Source organism: Mucilaginibacter sp. P2_D11, from assembly GCF_056404435.1.
Map to the genome: position 1 here is coordinate 69,218 of NZ_JBFUEA010000016.1, position 18,023 is coordinate 87,240.

Annotated in this window: 14 protein-coding genes; 9 read left to right on the forward strand and 5 right to left on the reverse strand. The window is 47.3% G+C overall.

Annotated elements, in window-relative coordinates:
- Positions 1 to 15: 15 nt before the first annotated feature.
- The 4 genes from AC1DXC_RS22360 to AC1DXC_RS22375 form a co-directional block, all read right to left on the reverse strand.
- Positions 16 to 3,039 (reverse strand): SusC/RagA family TonB-linked outer membrane protein, encoded by a 3,024-nt coding sequence (locus tag AC1DXC_RS22360; RefSeq protein ID WP_477461392.1) that lies wholly within the window; start codon positions 3,037 to 3,039, stop codon positions 16 to 18.
- Between the two features lie 248 nt (positions 3,040 to 3,287).
- Positions 3,288 to 4,697, reverse strand: a complete 1,410-nt coding sequence (locus AC1DXC_RS22365; protein ID WP_477461393.1) for a DUF4403 family protein — start codon at positions 4,695 to 4,697, stop codon at positions 3,288 to 3,290.
- Positions 4,698 to 4,963: 266 nt separating this feature from the next.
- Entirely contained in the window at positions 4,964 to 6,388 is a 1,425-nt protein-coding gene (locus AC1DXC_RS22370) for an MBOAT family O-acyltransferase (RefSeq protein ID WP_477461394.1), read from the reverse strand.
- Between the two features lie 82 nt (positions 6,389 to 6,470).
- Positions 6,471 to 7,496 (reverse strand): hypothetical protein, encoded by a 1,026-nt coding sequence (locus AC1DXC_RS22375; protein WP_477461395.1) that lies wholly within the window; start codon positions 7,494 to 7,496, stop codon positions 6,471 to 6,473.
- A 321-nt stretch (positions 7,497 to 7,817) separates the two neighbouring features.
- Here AC1DXC_RS22375 and AC1DXC_RS22380 point away from each other — a divergent pair, with 321 nt between their 5' ends.
- The 9 genes from AC1DXC_RS22380 (at position 7,818) to AC1DXC_RS22420 (ending at position 17,337) form a co-directional block, all read left to right on the forward strand.
- Positions 7,818 to 8,495 carry a response regulator transcription factor gene (locus tag AC1DXC_RS22380; RefSeq protein WP_477461396.1) on the forward strand — a complete coding sequence of 226 codons (678 nt, stop codon included), beginning with the start codon at positions 7,818 to 7,820 and terminating at the stop codon, positions 8,493 to 8,495.
- An 8-nt stretch (positions 8,496 to 8,503) separates the two neighbouring features.
- Positions 8,504 to 9,862: a HAMP domain-containing sensor histidine kinase gene (locus AC1DXC_RS22385; protein WP_477461397.1), complete on the forward strand. Its 1,359-nt coding sequence runs from the start codon at positions 8,504 to 8,506 to the stop codon at positions 9,860 to 9,862.
- Between the two features lie 97 nt (positions 9,863 to 9,959).
- Positions 9,960 to 11,231 (forward strand): TolC family protein, encoded by a 1,272-nt coding sequence (locus AC1DXC_RS22390; RefSeq protein WP_477461398.1) that lies wholly within the window; start codon positions 9,960 to 9,962, stop codon positions 11,229 to 11,231.
- A gap of 37 nt (positions 11,232 to 11,268) precedes the next feature.
- The gene (locus tag AC1DXC_RS22395) at positions 11,269 to 12,363 is read left to right on the forward strand and encodes an efflux RND transporter periplasmic adaptor subunit (protein ID WP_477461399.1); all 1,095 of its coding nucleotides are present in this window, start codon (positions 11,269 to 11,271) and stop codon (positions 12,361 to 12,363) included.
- 69 nt (positions 12,364 to 12,432) lie between these two features.
- Positions 12,433 to 15,570: an efflux RND transporter permease subunit gene (locus tag AC1DXC_RS22400; RefSeq protein WP_477461400.1), complete on the forward strand. Its 3,138-nt coding sequence runs from the start codon at positions 12,433 to 12,435 to the stop codon at positions 15,568 to 15,570.
- Positions 15,571 to 15,616: 46 nt separating this feature from the next.
- A complete protein-coding gene (locus tag AC1DXC_RS22405) occupies positions 15,617 to 15,979 on the forward strand; it encodes a hypothetical protein (protein ID WP_477461401.1) in 363 nt (120 codons plus the stop codon).
- 53 nt (positions 15,980 to 16,032) lie between these two features.
- On the forward strand, positions 16,033 to 16,263 hold the full coding sequence (locus tag AC1DXC_RS22410) for a hypothetical protein (RefSeq protein ID WP_477461402.1): 231 nt from the start codon (positions 16,033 to 16,035) through the stop codon (positions 16,261 to 16,263).
- Positions 16,256 to 16,678, forward strand: coding sequence for a putative toxin-antitoxin system toxin component, PIN family (locus AC1DXC_RS22415; protein WP_477461403.1), 423 nt, complete (start codon positions 16,256 to 16,258; stop codon positions 16,676 to 16,678). The genes AC1DXC_RS22410 and AC1DXC_RS22415 overlap by 8 nt, the downstream gene beginning before the upstream one ends.
- Positions 16,679 to 16,737: 59 nt before the next feature.
- The gene (locus AC1DXC_RS22420; RefSeq protein WP_477461404.1) at positions 16,738 to 17,337 is read left to right on the forward strand and encodes a DUF2238 domain-containing protein; all 600 of its coding nucleotides are present in this window, start codon (positions 16,738 to 16,740) and stop codon (positions 17,335 to 17,337) included.
- A gap of 157 nt (positions 17,338 to 17,494) precedes the next feature.
- Here the strand turns inward: AC1DXC_RS22420 and AC1DXC_RS22425 are convergent, their stop codons facing one another.
- Positions 17,495 to 17,983: a cupin domain-containing protein gene (locus AC1DXC_RS22425; RefSeq protein ID WP_477461405.1), complete on the reverse strand. Its 489-nt coding sequence runs from the start codon at positions 17,981 to 17,983 to the stop codon at positions 17,495 to 17,497.
- Positions 17,984 to 18,023: the final 40 nt, after the last annotated feature.

Sequence of the window (18,023 nt, forward strand, 5' to 3'; positions counted from 1 at the left end):
GTTTGCTCTTATGAATTAGAAACTAACATTTACGCCCAATGAGTAAGTGCGTGGTTTGCGGTAATTGCCGCCAAACTGCCCGTTCTCCTGCACCTCGGGATCGAAGCTTGGGTTGAATTTGGTAAACGTGTATAGGTTATTCCCCGAGAAATACACCCGCAGATTAGAGATACCTTTGATGGTTTGCGGCTTAAGCGTATAACCTAAATTCACGTTCTGAATGCGCAGGAACGACCCGCTTTCAATATACCAATCCGATGCATAGTTTACCCTTGTAGAGTTTACGCTCGGGTAAATATTACTTGGGTTATCGGGCGTCCAGCGTTGTAACTGTGCGCTTGGGGTAAATTTGGAAAAGTTAAAGATATCGTTCCCTTTTACGCCGTAGAATTGTGTCGACAAATCGAACCTTGCATACTTCAGGCTGGTGTTAAAGCTGTAAGTAAAATCGGGGTTAGGGTTGCCTATGATGTATTTGCCGTTTTGGCCAACAGCCAGCGGACCGCCTGCGATATATTTCAGGTCACCGGCTTTTTGCACGGTACCATCAACAGGAGATGTACCGCCGGTTTGCTGTACGATGCCATCGAACAAGTACCCCACAAACACCTGCGCAGGGTAACCGTTGATGTAATAGTTAAGCGGCGCGCGGATGGCTTCTATATCGCCCTGCGCAGCTTCGATGGAGTTGCCACCGCCAATGTTGAGCACCTTGTTGCGGTTGAGGTTGAAATTCCCGCCAACGCTCCAATCGAATTTGCCTTGCAGGATTTGGGCATTCACGCCGAACTCAAAACCTTTGTTATCGATAACGCCATCGTTTATCTGGATAACGCTATAGCCTGACGATAACGCAATCTGATTAAGCCTTAACAGGTCGGTTGTGTGTTTAAAGTAGTAATCGGCGTTCAGCGTGAAGCGCTGGTCGAACAGGCCTAAATCTATACCAATATCCAGCTGGCGGGTGGTTTCCCATTTCAAACTCTTATTGCCGAGCCCGTTGAACACTTTACCATTGGTGTTAGAGCCATCATTGAAAAAAGGCGGACCGTAACCTGTTTGGAAACCGCCATCAGTAAAGTATTTATAGCTACCCAACAGAGATAAAGATTGGTAAGGCGAGATGCCCTGGTTACCCACAATACCATAGCTAGCGCGCAATTTCAATTCTGATACCTGCGGGATGCTTTTCATGAAAGCCTCTTCGTTCACCTTCCAGGCTATGGCACCGGTTGGGAAGAAAGCGTATTTGTTATTCGCACCGAATTTTGATGAACCATCCGTACGGCCTGTAAAGGTAAACAGGTAGCGGTTCAGGAAGGTGTAATTGAACCTGCCATAGTAAGATTCCAATACCGACTTGGTGGAGTTGTTACCTACCAGGTATGTTGTGGCGCCTGCGAGGTTTTCGTCCTTCAAAATATCATTTACAAAACCCTGGCCCTGTATGCTTGAAGTGCGCACGGTTTGGGTTTCGTAACTAGTACCTGCCACAAAATTGATGTGGTGATTTTTGCCGAAATCCCTGTCGTAGGTTAAAAAATTCTCTACAATGAGGTGATTCGAATCATAATTGCTGATGGTCCCCAATCCCTGGAACTGGTAGCCCGATCCTGTTGCATCCCTCGGCTGATAATTATCGCTGATGGAATTGCCGAACGCATTGCTGATGCGGGTGCGGAAGTTCAGGCCCTTCAGGATATCCCAGCTGATATAGGCCGAGGATAATAAATCTAACGTTTTGCTTTTGTTAAGCACCTCGTTGGCAATTTGCACCGGGTTGTTGTAATCGTTGCTGCCGATGTGGAAGTAAGTTCCATCGGGATTGTAGGCCGGGAAGATGATGTTCCTGTCTACCGATAAGCCTTGCCCGTAATTCTTGGTCCAGGTGGCTATTATGTTTACGCCCAGGGTGACATTTGATTTTAACTTCTGCTCCAGGTTGGCACGGCCGATGTATTTTTCGTAACCGTTCTTGATAGCAAGCCCCTGCTCGTTGTAATAATTGCCCGATACTGAATATTTGGTTTTATCGGTACCGCCATCTGCAGAGAGCGTATAGCTTTGCGAGATAGGATTACGGTAAACCAGATCGACCCAGTTGGTATTGTATGGCCATGGCTGCTTAGTAGGGTCTATGCCACGTAGTTCTGCAACGGAGGGGTAATAAGTACCGCCGATAACCTGCCCAACATATTGCGGTGTTTCGCCACCATTGATGCGCGATTCGTTGTTGATGCTGGCTACATCCACCGGGTCGGTAAACAAATCAAGTTTGTTGCCCAGGGTAGATACGGTTGTCAGCGCACTCAGGCTGATGCGGGCCTGCCCGGTTTTGCCACGACGGGTAGTAATCAGGATAACGCCGTTTGCACCACGCGAACCATAGATGGCAGCGGATGATGCATCCTTCAATACCTCGATAGATTCGATATCATCCGGGTTTACCTGCTTGATTCCGCCGGCATCGCCCAATGGGATACCATCGATAACCACCAGCGCATTGGCATCGCTTCGCGAACCATAGCCACGCACCCGGATAGTTGCCCCCGCGCCCGGCTGGCCCGAAGGCGCAATTACCTGCACGCCTGGGATTTTACCTTGCAATAGCTGGTCAACATTGGCTGATGGCACACGGTTGAGGTCGCTGCCTTTGATAGAGGCTACCGCGCCGGTAACATCGCTCTTTTTGGTAGTACCGTAACCCACCACCACTACCTCGTTCAGGTCGCGCGGAGCATCCTGTAACGATACATCTACTTTAGTTTGCCCTGCGGCTACCTGCACCTCGCGGGTTTGCATGCCGATGAATGTAAAAACAAGTGTGGTTTGTTGCGCGGGCAGGGCAATGGAGAATGCGCCTTTAGCATCTGATACTACCCCCGTTGCTGTGCCTTTAACCGCGATGCTAACGCCGGGCAGGGTGCCCCCTTGCTGATCTGTTACTACACCGGTAACCTGCCTTTGCTGCGCCAGTGCCGTTGCCGCGCTGATGCAAAGCCAGATTACACACATGAAAGTTGTGTAAATTGTCCTCATAAATTTAATTGGTTTTTATGAGGGCAATATTAGGGGCACAAAGGCGGTACACTAATCCACCATTTATTCAATTAGGTACACCAAACAGGCATTCTATCCAAAAACCGGCCTAATCCTGTAAAAATAGGCTTGGTATATAGGCTAAATTGAGTGAAAAATCCGTCACAGTCGCTTAAACAATAAAGGCCACCCTTAAACGGATGGCCTCTTCTTTTTGTGTTTTATTTTCGATTCCTTCGGAAAGCTGCTTACATCACTGCTTTAACCTTCATCTGCCCGCTGGATAAGGTGCGGATAATCAGCTTCTCACTGGTGGGATAAATGGCCATGATATCCATGTCGCGTATGGCAACCTCAGGGCGGATATTTTTATTGGCGTTGCCGGCAATTTCGCTTTGTATCCTGGTTTTGCTATCGGCAATAAACTGGCTTAAATTATAAGCAGCCTTTTGGCGTATCATATCGGTTATTTTGCCGTTGAACATCCACTTGGCGGCTTTAAGCATCCATGCTTTAGTCTGCAGGTCGAAGGTAAGATCGGGGAACGACAGTTCGTGCGTGGCGGCGTTGTAGGTTGGCGTACCAACCAGGTAAATGGTGCCGGTGTTCGAACCTTTAAAATCAACCTGCATGGCTATCTGCTTTCCAATGCCATATATTTTGGTATTGTCTACAATAAAATCCTTACCCGCTATCTGTGCGCTTTGGCCAACGATTTGCTTGTTTACCACATCGGTAAGGTGATTGTAATTCTCCAGCAGATCAAGGTAAATGCTAAAACCATTTGCCGGGGCATAGGTGGTTAAATTAGGCAAGGACTTAGCCGGCAGGTTTGCGCTTGCGGTTGTTACGATGGGCTTTGCCGACAAGCCGACCGAGAAGTTAAGCACCGAGCCATTTAAGCTGAATTTGCTTAACCTAACCGTTTGCGGGTTGATAGAAAGATACCCCACATCACCAATTTTTACCTCCGAGGCCATATTCTTCCATATCTGTTCAACCATTGGCCTGATGTTATAGGCCGCAATTTTCGCATCAACCTGTTTGCCAAGGTCGTTTAAGGGGCCGCTTACATACTGTATCAGCCTGTCGGTTACATCGATATTACCCATCAGAATATTGCATCTGTCCAACGGTTTCGGGGCAGGATACAACACCGTTTTAGAACTCAAATGAAAATCGGGCGAGATACTGAAGGTTGATTGGTAAGATATCTCCATTTTTCGTGGAGGTTCGGTACCCCATCCGCATTGCGCAGATAGCGTGGGCACCATGCACTTTGTGTCGCCGCCAAACAAACTACCGCATTTGGCACAGTAGGATGCATTGATACCATAGCTGCCCACGAATTTTAAATTGACAACATTGCTGCTGCCCGTAATATTAAAGGGGCTACGTGTAAAGGTATAAGCGTATCGCAAACCCTCGCAAGGCTGCTGATTATCGGTGTACTTAACCGGTACAGAATTTTCGGCCTGCACAAAATAGCTTTTCAGGTCTACACTAACGGGAACCTCTATATTCGATACGGGCTGTATAAGTTTAGGGATATCTTCGGCCGCGAGATTTACAGGTGCCGGTGGTTTTACAACGGAGCAGGAACAAAAGACAAGCGACAGCAACAAGGCCGTAAAAAGGGGTTTAGGGGCAAACTTCATGTGAAAGGTTAAAATATTAAATACAGGGAATAATCAATGCGGCAAAAATAACAAAGCAACGGGGTTTTCCTCAATATTTTTGCAGGGATAGCTAGGGCCGGTAAGTATGATTATATCGCAATTACTAAACCGATGATTTGATGTGCAGATGTGCAAATTTCAAATGTCCAGATGAACACAAACCCGGTTATGTTATTACAAACAGCCCATAAAAAATCCGCCCTTGCTGGTGCGCTGGAGCGGATTTTTAGGTGTCAAAAAAAATATTAAAACTGAAAATAGATAAACGATTTGCCCGATTCCTGGCTGAGGACAATCATCACCAGCATAAAGCCCCAAACCATCGCCACGCCCCACCAGGGCATTTTAGCTGCGGTTTTTAATACGCTGTTTTTGCGCATGGTCCATTGCACTACCAGCATCAGTGTGATTAATACTGCTACTTTAATGATGGCTATGCTAGTGAGCAGCGGTGTAAGGCCCGCTTTTGGCGCAAACATAGCATTGAGCAGTCCCCATGCACCGCCAAAGGTGGCAGAGCGGAAGAACACCCAGGTAATGCATATCAGGAAAAAGGTAAGCAGGGCCTTTAAAAAATTCTCTTTTATCTTAACGCCTGGAAGGATAGATGCCGTTACTACCACAGCCTCGGCAGACTGCTGATTTGTAGCCTTGCGTTTGTTGTCTTCAAAAGCTTTTTCTACCCAGAGGTACAGACCGTGCAATCCACCCCATACCACAAAAGTCCAGTTTGCGCCATGCCATAGGCCGCCTATAAGCATGGTTATCATGAGGTTGATATAGGTGCGGAATTTACCTTTTCGGTTGCCGCCCAGCGGGATGTACAGGTAATCGCGCAGCCAGCTCGACAGCGTGATGTGCCACCTGCGCCAAAAATCAGAAAAACCTATGGCAGCGTACGGGTACGAGAAATTCTGCGGCAATACAAAGCCCAGGCACATGGCCACGCCGATGGCAGCGGTAGAGTAGCCGGCAAAATCAAAAAATATCTGCCCAGAGAATGCCAGCACGCCGGCCCAGGCATCCAGCGAGGTAAGTGGTGCATGCGCGCCAAAAACGGCATCGGCAGTGGCGGCCAACATATTATCGGCCAGGGTAACTTTCATGAAAATCCCCAGGGTTAACAGCAGCAGGCCATCGATTAAGTTCTGCTTGATGGTTTTGCGTTCGCTCTCAAATTGTGGCACTAACTGCTCGGGGCGCACAATGGGCCCGGCAACCAAATGCGGGAAGAAGGTTACGAACAACGAAAAATCGAGCAGGGATTTTACCGGCTTGCTGTGACGTTTGTACATATCCACGGTATAGCACAGCGTGGTAAAGGTGTAGAACGATATACCTGCAGGCAATATAATGTTAGGCTGCGCCGGGTGATAATCAAAGCCGAGCGCGTTGCTGAGGGCCACAAAATTCTCTAAAAAGAAGTTGCCGTATTTAAAGAAGCACAGCATGCCCAGGTTGCCTATGAGGCTTATCACCAGCAGTGCCCTGCGTTTCATTATATTTTGCTGCGTGTAAAGTGCACGGCCCACAAAAAAATCCACCACGGTGCTAAGCCATAGCAACAGGATAAAAGGTGGATTCCAGGCAGCGTAAAATATATAGCTCGCCAAAAGCAGGTTTATTTTTTTTACCTTCCACGATAGCGGAAGGTTATGTAGTAGCAGCATTGCTGCAAAAAATACTACGAATGTATATGAATTGAATACCATGATGAGATAGGTGTAGATGTTGAAAAAACTTATTGAACGATTATAACTTCCAGTCGGTTTGCTGTTTAAGGGCGGCTATGAGGCCATTGGTGTATAAAACAGCATCCTGGGGTGTCAGGTGCGAAAACTCGGGACAAACCAGGTTAGCCATTGCCGGATAATCTTTAAAGTAAATGCCTTTGCAGCCGGTGGTGGTCAGTATGCGATCGTAATACTTTTCGCGGGGGTAGCCCATGCTTTCGCCCATAAAAAACGGGCCGCTTGATGGTGTGCGCGTAAAAACCACATCGCCGCCGCGTGCTTTTATTTTATCTACATCGGCTTTTAGCGCGGCCAAAAAAGCATCCAGTTCTTTACCGCTGATTGGCGGCGGGCCGGGCTTTTTCGCCAGCATGCCCCAAATGCCACGCACCTGGTTTATTCGGTTAGTATCGGCCAAAAAATCAGGCGTCATTTTGGTTTGCCTGTTATAGCAGGTAGAACCGAAACCAACCGGAAAATCGGGCCCCGCGTAAACACCCATCCGGTCGGGCACCCCGGCGTGGTTAAGCAAGCCATTCAACGAGAAAAAATCCTGGTTGAACATGGCCAGGTTAGCCTCAGCGTATTTGCTGATGGCAAAACTTGCCTTTTGGGCAGGCGTGCGTTTTTGGTAAAAACTGATGCCGGCCTCGGGGGATTCGAGCACATAAGGCGCATTATTGAAAAACAAGATTTCGGTCACGTCTACAACCAGGCGACCTTTAAAGTTAGAGTCGTTGGCAAGGTTGGCCAGTATGGTGCGCGGCGATGAGCCCACCATGGCCAATTGCACGGCATGGGTTTTGGTAGCGGTTTCCCAGGTTGGAATATCCAGATCGTATTTAATGCGCGATGAGCCGATGAAAACAGTGGCTTTATCAGATGGTTCGTAAACCATATCGCGGGCGTTTGACCATAGTTCGGGGCTGTCGTCAAAATCGGGCGCGATGCCATTGCTTCTTAGATATAGTTCCCAGCATACAGCTGCACTTGCTACAAATGCCAATGCCAGAATTAGTGATTTTACAGGTAGGTGTACTTTCATTTTACTTTTACTTAATTTTTATCAATAACTAAATACATAAAACATTGTAAAGTAGCTATTTATAAGGAAATTTTAAAACACAAACGCGTTTTTTAATTATTATTTAATATTATTCGAATGGCCGTTCAGTTGCTGTAGACTTGTTGTATCACAAATCCGTTACAAAGGATTTCAAAAAATAATAAGCGTTAAAACACCGATTTTGCTTCATAGAGGGACGACTCAGCCCGACAAGCCTCTCCCAGCTCAATTAATTATCGTTGTATCCTGTATAGAAAGCTAAATACAACTAAATTAGGCCGTTTAAAATATATTGCCTTTATGGATACTATTTGCCTGGTTGAGGATAACGAGAAGGTGTCGTCGTTTATAAAAAAGGGGCTCAACGAGCATAAATACCATGTAGACGTTACCGCCACCGGCGAGGCAGCCCTGGAAATGCTGCTGCAAAAGAACTACAACCTGCTTATATTGGATATTATGCTGCCCGGCATGAGCGGTATTGAACTATGCCGGCAGATACGCAAAACCCGGCCCCTAATACCCATACTGATGCTAAGCGCCCTCGGCACAATCGACGATAAGGTGAATGGCCTGAAATCGGGCGCGGACGATTACCTGCTCAAACCTTTCCATTTCAACGAGCTGCTTGCGCGCATAGAGGCCTTGCTGCGCCGCAAAAAAGTTGCCGACGAAGAAGAGCATATCCTTAGTTTCGGCGGCCTCAAACTAAACACCTGGACCAAAACCGCAGAGCGCGAGGGGCAACAGATTATCCTTACGGCCAAAGAATACAGCTTACTTGAACTTTTCATCCAGCACCCGGCCAAGCTGCTATCCCGCGAGTTTATTATGGAGAAAGTATGGGGCATCAGCTTTGATACGGGCACTAATATGGTTGATGTGTACGTAAATTATCTGCGCAATAAAATACAGAAGGGTTTCGATAAAAAACTTATCCATACCGTTATAGGCATGGGCTATATACTGAAAGATTAAGGCACACCATGAAGATAAAAACACGCCTTTCCTTATACTTCACGCTTATTAGCTCCGGTGCCTTGCTGCTGGTGCTGATTGCCGTGTACGTGGCGGTTTTCTCTTTCTTCAATGCCGATTTTTACAACAGGCTGCGCGAACGCGCCAAGCTGGCCTCGCAATTCTACCTAAAAGCCGATGAGCTGGCCACCGATTCGCTGGTGCGGGTGCAGCAAAAATACCTGGAAAAACTGCCCGACGAGGTCATCCGCATTTATGATGATTACAACCTATCGGCATTCAACACCAAAAACAATGTGTATTGGACCAAAGACATTATTGATCAGGTGCGCCGCGATGGAAGCATACAATACGAAGAGGGACGAAGAAAGGTAGTAGGCGAGTATTATAAAGACAATCAAGGTAATTTCGTTATCCTGGTATCGGCAGTTGATGCCAACCTGGAGCACCGCACTTGGGTGTTAGCAAAAATTACGGGCGTGCTGTTTCTTATTTTCGGTACATGCTTATTTTTTGCCGGCCGGGTATTTGCCCAACGGGCACTATCGCCGGTGGATAAAATAATAGCCCAGATAAACAATATACAAGCCAGCAACCTTCATTTACGTGTAGATAAGGTAAACAGCCGCGACGAGATTGCCGAACTGGTAAACAACTTTAATCGTCTGCTGGAGCATCTGCAGAACGCCTTCGAACTGCAGCAAACCTTTGTAGCCAATGCCTCGCACGAATTGCGTACCCCGCTTACCAGCATCATGGGCGAAGTGGATGTAGCTCTTACCAAAAAACGCAACATCGTTGAATATGAACGGGTGCTGCGCTCAATAGCCAACGATGGCGGCCGCCTGCAGGAAACCATTACCAGCCTGATGGAACTGGCACAGGTAGACCTCAACTACACCCGCGCCGCGCTCACCCCCGTGCGTGCCGACGAATTGATATGGGAATTGGAAGAATATTGGGCCACCAAAAAAGGCCCGGGCATGCTCAGGATAGAGTTAGGTACTTTGCCCGAGGATGAAGAACTGCTCACCCTTCCTGCCCATAAATCTATGCTGTACATCGCGCTGAACAACATTATCGATAACGCATTCAAATATTCGGACGGCAACCCGGTCACTTTAAGCTTCAGGGCAGACGTGGGGCGTATCAGGATTGCCATTGTCGATAAAGGGCAGGGAATCAGCGTAGAAGATGCCGAAAAAATCTTCCTGCCCTTTTATAGGGTAAACAAAGATAAAAGCATATCAGGCAGCGGTATAGGCTTGTACATCACCAGTAAGATTGTCGAACTATTCAAGGGTACGATAAGGATACAGTCGGAACTGGGTAGCGGCAGCACCTTTATCGTCGAGTTTTTAAAGTAGCAAGCGCTTGCTGCAATTCTAATGCTAATCTAATTTGGTTTTAATGCGCCTCTAATTTGAGTGAAATAGGTTTGTATCATCAAATTCTATTGAACTCATGATACGCAGCTATTTCCGAACCGCCCTCCTGTTGGCCCTGCTCATTGTGGCGGGCCAGGGCGTAAAAGCACAAACAGACACGCTCAAAATCACCTTTAAAGATGCCGAAAAGGCCTTTTTAGACAAAAACCTAAGCCTGCTTGCTCAAAAATACAATGTAGATGCCGCCCAGGCATTGGTTAAGCAGGCAAAACTTTGGGACAACCCCGTATTAAGCACCGACCAAAACATCACCGATGCGGGCCATAAATACTTTGCCCACAGCAACGGGCAGGGCCAGGTTTTGGTGCAGTTAAGCCAGTTGATAAAAACAGCAGGCAAGCGCGGCAAGCAGATACAGATAGCGCAGGATGGCGTGCAGATACAGCAAGCACAGTTTAACGATCTGCTACGCAACCTGCATTACAACCTGCTGTTAGATTTTTCGCAGGTGGCCGGCCTGATAGAGCAGCGCAAGGTGTACCAAACCGAGATAGCTTCTGCTACTGCGATGGTAAACGCCACCGAAAAATCGTACCAGGCAGGCAACAACTCGCTTAAGGATGTCATCCGTTTAAAGGCCTTGAATTTTGGCTTGCAAAACGACCTCGTAGAGATAGACCGCCAGATAAACGATTTGCAAAGCGAGCTAAAAACACTGCTCACGGCCAACGAAAACCAGTTTATTGCGCCGCAAATCACTTTCAACAATAGCGATACTACTTTGAACGCTGCTACCCTTGCCGAGCAAGCCAAAGCCAACCGCGGCGATTACCTGGCCAGCAAATACCTGCTTGACCAAAGCAACCACAACCTGGCCCTGCAAAAAGCAATGGCCGTACCCGATATCACCATCGGTAGTACATACGATCAACATAGTAGCTATGCCAGCAACTACGTGGGCCTGGAAATTAGCCTGCCCCTACCCTTCTTCAACCGCAACCAGGGCAATATCAAAAGTGCTAAGTTAAGCGCGCAAAGCCAGGGATTTACCGTGCAAAGCAACGAACTGCAGCTAAAGAACGAGGTGTATTCGGCAGTAAACCAGTACAAACTTAGCCAGCAACTGCTGGGCAATAACGAAACCGATTTTTACAGCAAGTACGACCAGCTTTACGCCAGCATGCTCAAAAGCTTCCGCGAAAAACAGGTGGGTTTGCAGGAGTTCATCGATTTCTTCGACTCGTACCGCGAAACCAAATTAAAGATATTACAACAGCAGCTTAACCTACAAAAGGCCATTGCCGACCTTAACTACGCCGTGGGCACCACCGTAGTTACGCCTTTATAACACACAGAACAAAAAACACAGCATATACAGCAATAACATGAAAAAGGGATTAATATATATAGCGGCAGCATCCATAGCACTTGCATCCTGCCAGGAAAAGAAAACCGGGACGATGGCAGTGGAACAGGTTTGCGTAAGCGATTCCATGGCCAAAATAATAAAAATAGATACCGCCAAAACCACGCCGATGGAAGACGAGCTGGCACTTACCGGCGAGGTATCGTTCGACGAGAACAAGGTAGTGAAGGTGTTCCCCTTTACCAGCGGGCAGGTAACCGAAGTAAAGGTTTCCCTGGGCGATAAGGTAAGCAAGGGCCAAACCCTGGCCGTACTGCGCAGCGCCGACGTGGCGGGCAACTATACTGACCTCAGCTCCACCAAAGCCGACCTCGCCATAAGCAAACGCCAGATGGAGCAGGCAGAATACCTGTACAAAAACGGCATTTCCAGCGAACGCGACTATGTTGAGGCAAAAGAAAACTACGCTAAGGCCCTGGCCGCTAACAGCAAGGTACAGCAGCAAATAGCCATCAATGGCGGCGGCAATACTAATGCCAGCGGTACGCTCATCATCAAAGCGCCTGCCGATGGCTTCATCGTGGAGAAAAACATCAGCGCAGGCAACTTCATCCGCCCCGATAACAGCAGCAGCCTGTTTACCATATCAAACATGAAAGATGTTTGGATATGGGCCAACGTATTCGAAACCGACATAGCTAAAGTAAAGAAAGGCTACGATGCGCACATCACTACCCTGGCCTACCCCAATAAGGTGTTCACCGGCAATGTAGACGAAGTAAGCACGGTGCTGGACCCAGATAATAAGGTAATGAAAGTGCGCATAGCCCTAAGTAACAACGATATGCTGCTTAAGCCCGAGATGTTTACCAACGTATTGATAACCAATAAGGAGGCTTCAAGTTCGGTAGCTATACCCGCATCGGCAGTGATATTCGATGACAGCAAAAACTTTGTGGTGGTGTACAACGGCAAATGCAATATGCGCGTGCAAGAGGTTAGCGTAATCAAAACGGTAGATAATATTACCTACATCTCTAACGGGCTTAAGCCCGGCGACAAGGTGATTTCACAAGGGCAGTTGTTGCTGTATAACGCACTTACCGAAGAATAAGCCGCTAAAGCCCAAAAAACAATGGTTGTCAACAGTGCCTCTACAGGCGCTATCATCACATAAAAATATATGAACAAGCTCATTAAAAATATAATATACTTCTCGCTGAGGCATCGGGGGATGGTATTCTTCCTTACCGCTGTGCTGGCCGTGCTCGGGGTATGGAGTTACGTTAATACCCCAATAGAAACCTTCCCGGATGTTACTAACACCCAAATCATCATTATTGCCCAATGGCCCGGCCGCAGCGCCGAAGAGGTGGAGAAAATGATCACCATCCCCATGGAAACAGTGCTGAACTCGGTGCAAAAAAAGGCAAACCTGCGCACTACATCTTCTTTCGGCCTATCATACGTCCGCATTATTTTTGATGATGATGTAGACGATGCATTTGCCCGCCAGCAGGTGCTTAGCCGCCTGGGCAATGCCGACCTGCCCGATGGCGTAAAACCCGAAGTGGAGCCACCATACGGCCCCACCGGCGAAATTTACCGCTACACGCTTAAAAGCAAAACAAAATCAATACATGATTTAACCGCCATACAGGATTGGATACTTGATAAACAGTTTAAATCGATAGAAGGCGTAGCCGATGTAAACAGCTTTGGTGGCGAGGAAAAAACTTACGAAGTGAGCGTTAACCCCTCGCTGCTGCAAAAATACGGTTTAACCTCGCTGGATGTTTTCACGGCCATAAACCGCAGCAACATCAACGTAGGCGGCGATGTGATAGAGAAGAACGACCAGGCCTTCGTGGTGCGGGGCATCGGCCTTATCAACAACATCAGCGAGATACAAAGCATCATCATCAAAAACGTAAACAATGTACCCATATTGGTAAGCAGTGTTGCCGACGTAAAAGAAGGCGGCCTACCCCGCTTAGGCCAGGTGAGCCGCGACAGGCAAAAAGACGTGATAGAAGGCATCATCGTAATGCGCAAGGGCGAAAACCCGGCCGCAGTGCTGGATAAGATACGCGCAAAAGTTACCGACCTGAACGATAACATACTCCCAAGGGGCGTTAAGATCGATACGTTCTACGACCGTACAAACCTGATGGATTTTTGTACCGAAACGGTGATACACAACCTTTGCGAGGGTATTATACTGGTAACCGTTATCGTGTTCCTGTTCATGGCAGATTGGCGCACCACACTTACAGTAGCTATCATTATCCCGCTGGCTCTGCTGTTTGCCTTTATATGCATGCGCATAAAAGGGATGACAGCTAACCTGCTATCGATGGGGGCGGTAGATTTCGGCATCATTATAGATGGCGCGGTGGTGATGGTAGAGGGTATCTTCGTGGCGCTGGACCATAAGGCAAAAGAAGTTGGGATGCAAAAGTTCAATGGCCTGGCTAAACTGGGCCTGTTTAAGAACGTGGGCGCCGAAATGGGGAAAGCTATCTTCTTCTCCAAACTGATCATTATTACTTGTTTGGTGCCAATCTTTGCATTTCAAAAGGTAGAGGGTAAAATGTTTTCTCCGCTGGCGTACACTTTAGGCTTTGCTTTGCTGGGTGCGTTGTTGTTTACCCTTACGCTTGTGCCTGCTTTATCCAGCATTCTGCTGCGGAAAAACGTCAAAGAAAAACACAACCCGGTGGTTATCTTTTTTGAGAAAAGTATCATGCGGATGTTTAATTTCACTTACAAAAATCAAAAGCTCAGCATCATCATTGCCCTTGTTTTTATGGCGTTGACTTTCTTCTCCGCCAAATTCTTAGGCACCGAGTTCCTACCCGACCTGAATGAAGGCGCACTATGGGTTGAGGCTGAATTGCCCATGAGCGTTTCCTTAAACCAGGCAGAAAGCATCAACCAAAAAATGATGCAGATACTGGAGAAGTTCCCCGAGGTGAAACAAACCCTGGCACAGGTGGGCCGTACTAACGACGGGACCGACCCCAAAGGATTCTTCGACGTACAGATACAGGTTGACCTTAAAAACAAAAAAACCTGGCCTAGCGGGCTTACTGAAGAAGAACTGATAGACCAAATGGACACGCAATTGCGTAAACTACCGGGCATTGTTTACAACTACTCGCAGCCCATACGCGATAACGTAGACGAAGCCGTAGCCGGGGTAAATGCCAGCATGGCCGTAAAAATATTCGGTACCGACTTTGACGTACTGGATAAAAAGGCTGATAAAGTGATGGACGTTTTAAAAACCGTGAAAGGTGTGGATGACCTTGGTGTACTGCGCAATCTGGGCCAACCCGAGTTTAGGATAGAGCTGGACCAGCGTAAGATGGCCCTGTACGGCGTTGCCACTGCCGATGCCAACTCGGTAATAGAAATGGCCATTGGCGGTAAAGCAGCAACCCAGTTATACGAAGGTGAACGCAAGTTCGATATCCGTATCCGGTACGAGAAGCAATACCGCGATACCCGCGATAAAATAGAAAACCTGATGGTGCCAACGCTCAACGGTTCTAAGATATCTATCAAAGAAATATCTACCATCAAAGAGCTTACCGGTCCGGCGTTCATCTTTAGGGATAATAACACCCGTTACATTGCGGTAAAATTCTCGGTACGCGGCCGCGATTTGGGCAGCACTATTGCCGAAGCACAGCAAAAGGTAAACGCAAAGGTAAAGCTTGACCGTGGCTACGCTTTCACCTGGAACGGCGAATTCGAAAACCAGATACGTGCATCAAACACCTTATCGCACGTGGTGCCTATCTGCTTGCTGGTTATCTTCCTGATATTGTATATCATGTTCGGCAACGCCAAAGATGCGACGTTGGTTATCTTCAACGTACCGTTCGCCTTAATTGGGGGTATATTGGCGCTGCATATTACGGGCATCAACTTCAGTATATCTGCAGGGATTGGTTTTATAGCCTTGTTTGGGGTATGTATCCAAAACGGGGTTATCCTTATCTCGGTCTTCCGTAAAAATCTCGAAGAAGGTAAACATTTGGACGAAGCCATCATGACGGGCGTACTATCCCGCATCCGCCCCGTGGTGATGACGGCCTTGATGGCTGCGATAGGCTTGATGCCTGCTGCCTTATCAACCGGTATCGGATCCGAAACGCAGAAGCCACTGGCAGTGGTAGTTATCGGCGGCTTAATAACCTCCACCATACTTACCCTGCTCATATTACCGCTTATTTATGCCATAGTTTACAGGTTTATCCATAAACGAGAAAACCGTAAAACACTAAAACGGATAGGTGCAATTAATTCATAAACATTTACTTTTGGCCGCAGAGCCCCCCTGCGGCCAAAAGTTTTTTATGATAAAAGCCTACAAACTATACACCGGCCCCGATGGGCACTCGCATATACAAACCGGCACGATTGCCCAGAGCGTGCTTAACCAGGCATCCAGCATCCGTTTCCAGGAATCTCCCCCGCATTCGTTTTACGATTGGCATAACGCGCCCACCTGCCAGTATGTGATTACCCTAACAGGCACACTAGAGTTTGAGACTTTCCCCGGCGAAACCTTTGTTTTACGCCCCGGCGAATTGCTTATAGCCATGGATACCACCGGCACAGCCCACAAATGGAAAATGCTGGGCGATGAACCCTGGCGGCGCATTTACATAGCGTTCGATGAGAGTCAGCCGGTTAATTTTGTGGAGGATGAGGCTTAAAACCGACTCATTTTTTGTATTTTTGATATTATCAAAATCTAAGAGATACGCATATGCAAAGGATTATATTGGAAGTTGAGGATACCGTTGGGAAAGCTTATCAAGGGTTTAGCAACGAGACTAAACAGCAGTTTAACAACACGGTTAGCTTGATGATAAAAAAAGCCTTGAACGATGCCACATTTGCCGATTATTCTAAATTATTAGATGATGCAGGTAACGAAGCGATCAAAAATGGCCTAACCCCCGAAATACTCGAAGCGCTGTTAGCCCAAAATGATTAACATATTTGTTTTCGACACCAACAGCCTGATAAGCGCCAATTTATTGCCAAACTCCATAACCAGGAAAGCATACGATATCGCACGCGAAATCGGCATTCCCGTTTACTCTAAAGAAACCTTGGCAGAATTTGCCGAAACATTTATCAGACCAAAATTCGACAAATATCTCACCATAGAAACACGTTTGAAAGAGATATCCGTGTTCGAAGAAAAAGGGCAGTTAATCAACATTTCTATTCAGATTGATGCGTGCAGAGACGTAAAGGATAATAAATTTTTAGAACTGGCTGTAGAATCCGGAGCAGCCTGCATAATAACCGGCGATTTGGATCTATTGATATTAAATCCATTCAAAAACATTCAAATATTATCCCCGGCGGATTTCGTCAAAACTTTTTCAAAGGACAATAACTAAAGCCTTCCCTCTTACCCGCCGCCAGCTTTTTATTACCATATTTCTTCATACCTTACCGCATGAATAAACATGCCGTACTCATCGTACTGTTCTTTGTTGGCCTTCTCGGCTCGGCCATCAACCCGCACGATTATTTTACCTGGATACTGGAAGTCTTCCCGGCCATTATTGGTTTCGTGGTGCTGGTGCTTACTTACAAACGCTTCCAATTCAGCTACCTTACCTACTTGGCTATTTTGTTTCACTGCTATGTATTATTCATCGGCGGGCATTATACTTATGCCGAAGTACCAGCATTCAACTGGCTGCGCGATGCCCTGCACCAAACCCGCAACAATTACGATAAAGTGGGCCACTTTACACAAGGGTTCGTGCCAGCCATGATTGCCCGCGAGCTTTTTATCCGCTGTGGAATCATCCTCAAAAAAGGCTGGGTGGCATTCCTAACCGTATGCGTTTGCATGAGCATTAGCGTAACATATGAATTTATCGAGTGGTTCGTATCGGTAACCTCCGGCTCCAGCGGCGATTCGTTTTTAGGCACACAAGGCGATATATGGGATACGCAAAGCGATATGCTATTCGCCACAATCGGGGCGATTTGTATGGTCGTGCTTTTTTCGAAACTTCAAGACAAGCAAATCAATACACTTGCTTAGTTATAATTAAACCGCGTCATTGCGAGGCACGAAGCAATCTCTATGCTTGCAAATCAGACTTGCAAGGCGGCTCTGCTCATTGGGAGATTGCTTCGTGCCTCGCAATGACGTTGGTGGTGAATGATTGCTTCGCAATCGTCGAATGGCGATGATAAGACTACCGGCACAACCTCCCAAACAACTCCTCATTACCAAGATAAGCTTTTATCAATTCCCCCTTCTCCGCCATCTCAAACTCGCTGAACTCGAAACCCGGCGCAACGGCGCAGCTAACCAGCGTATAACCTGCTTTGGAAGATATCTCGGCTGCAAACCATAAACCGGCGGGCACTATCAAGGACAAACTGCCATCGGGCTGGTCTGATAACACCCATGCTTCGGGCACGCCTTCTGCAGTTATCACATGGATGGTAAGCGGCAGGCCTTTATGAAAATACCATATCTCGTCCGAAGAAATCCTATGGAAGCCGGAGTAGTCGTCCCCTTCCAGCAGATAGTAGATAGATGTACAAGCCTGCAGCGTTTTTTCGTCGCCAACCCTCTTCACCTCTTGTTGCGACCGGAATACCTCTTTATAATAACCACCCTCGGGATGGGGCTGTAGCGATAATTGCTTTATCCAATATGCGGCATCGTTCGTTTCCATATGTACAGAATTTTTCCTGGCTAAATGTAAGTTTTTAGGC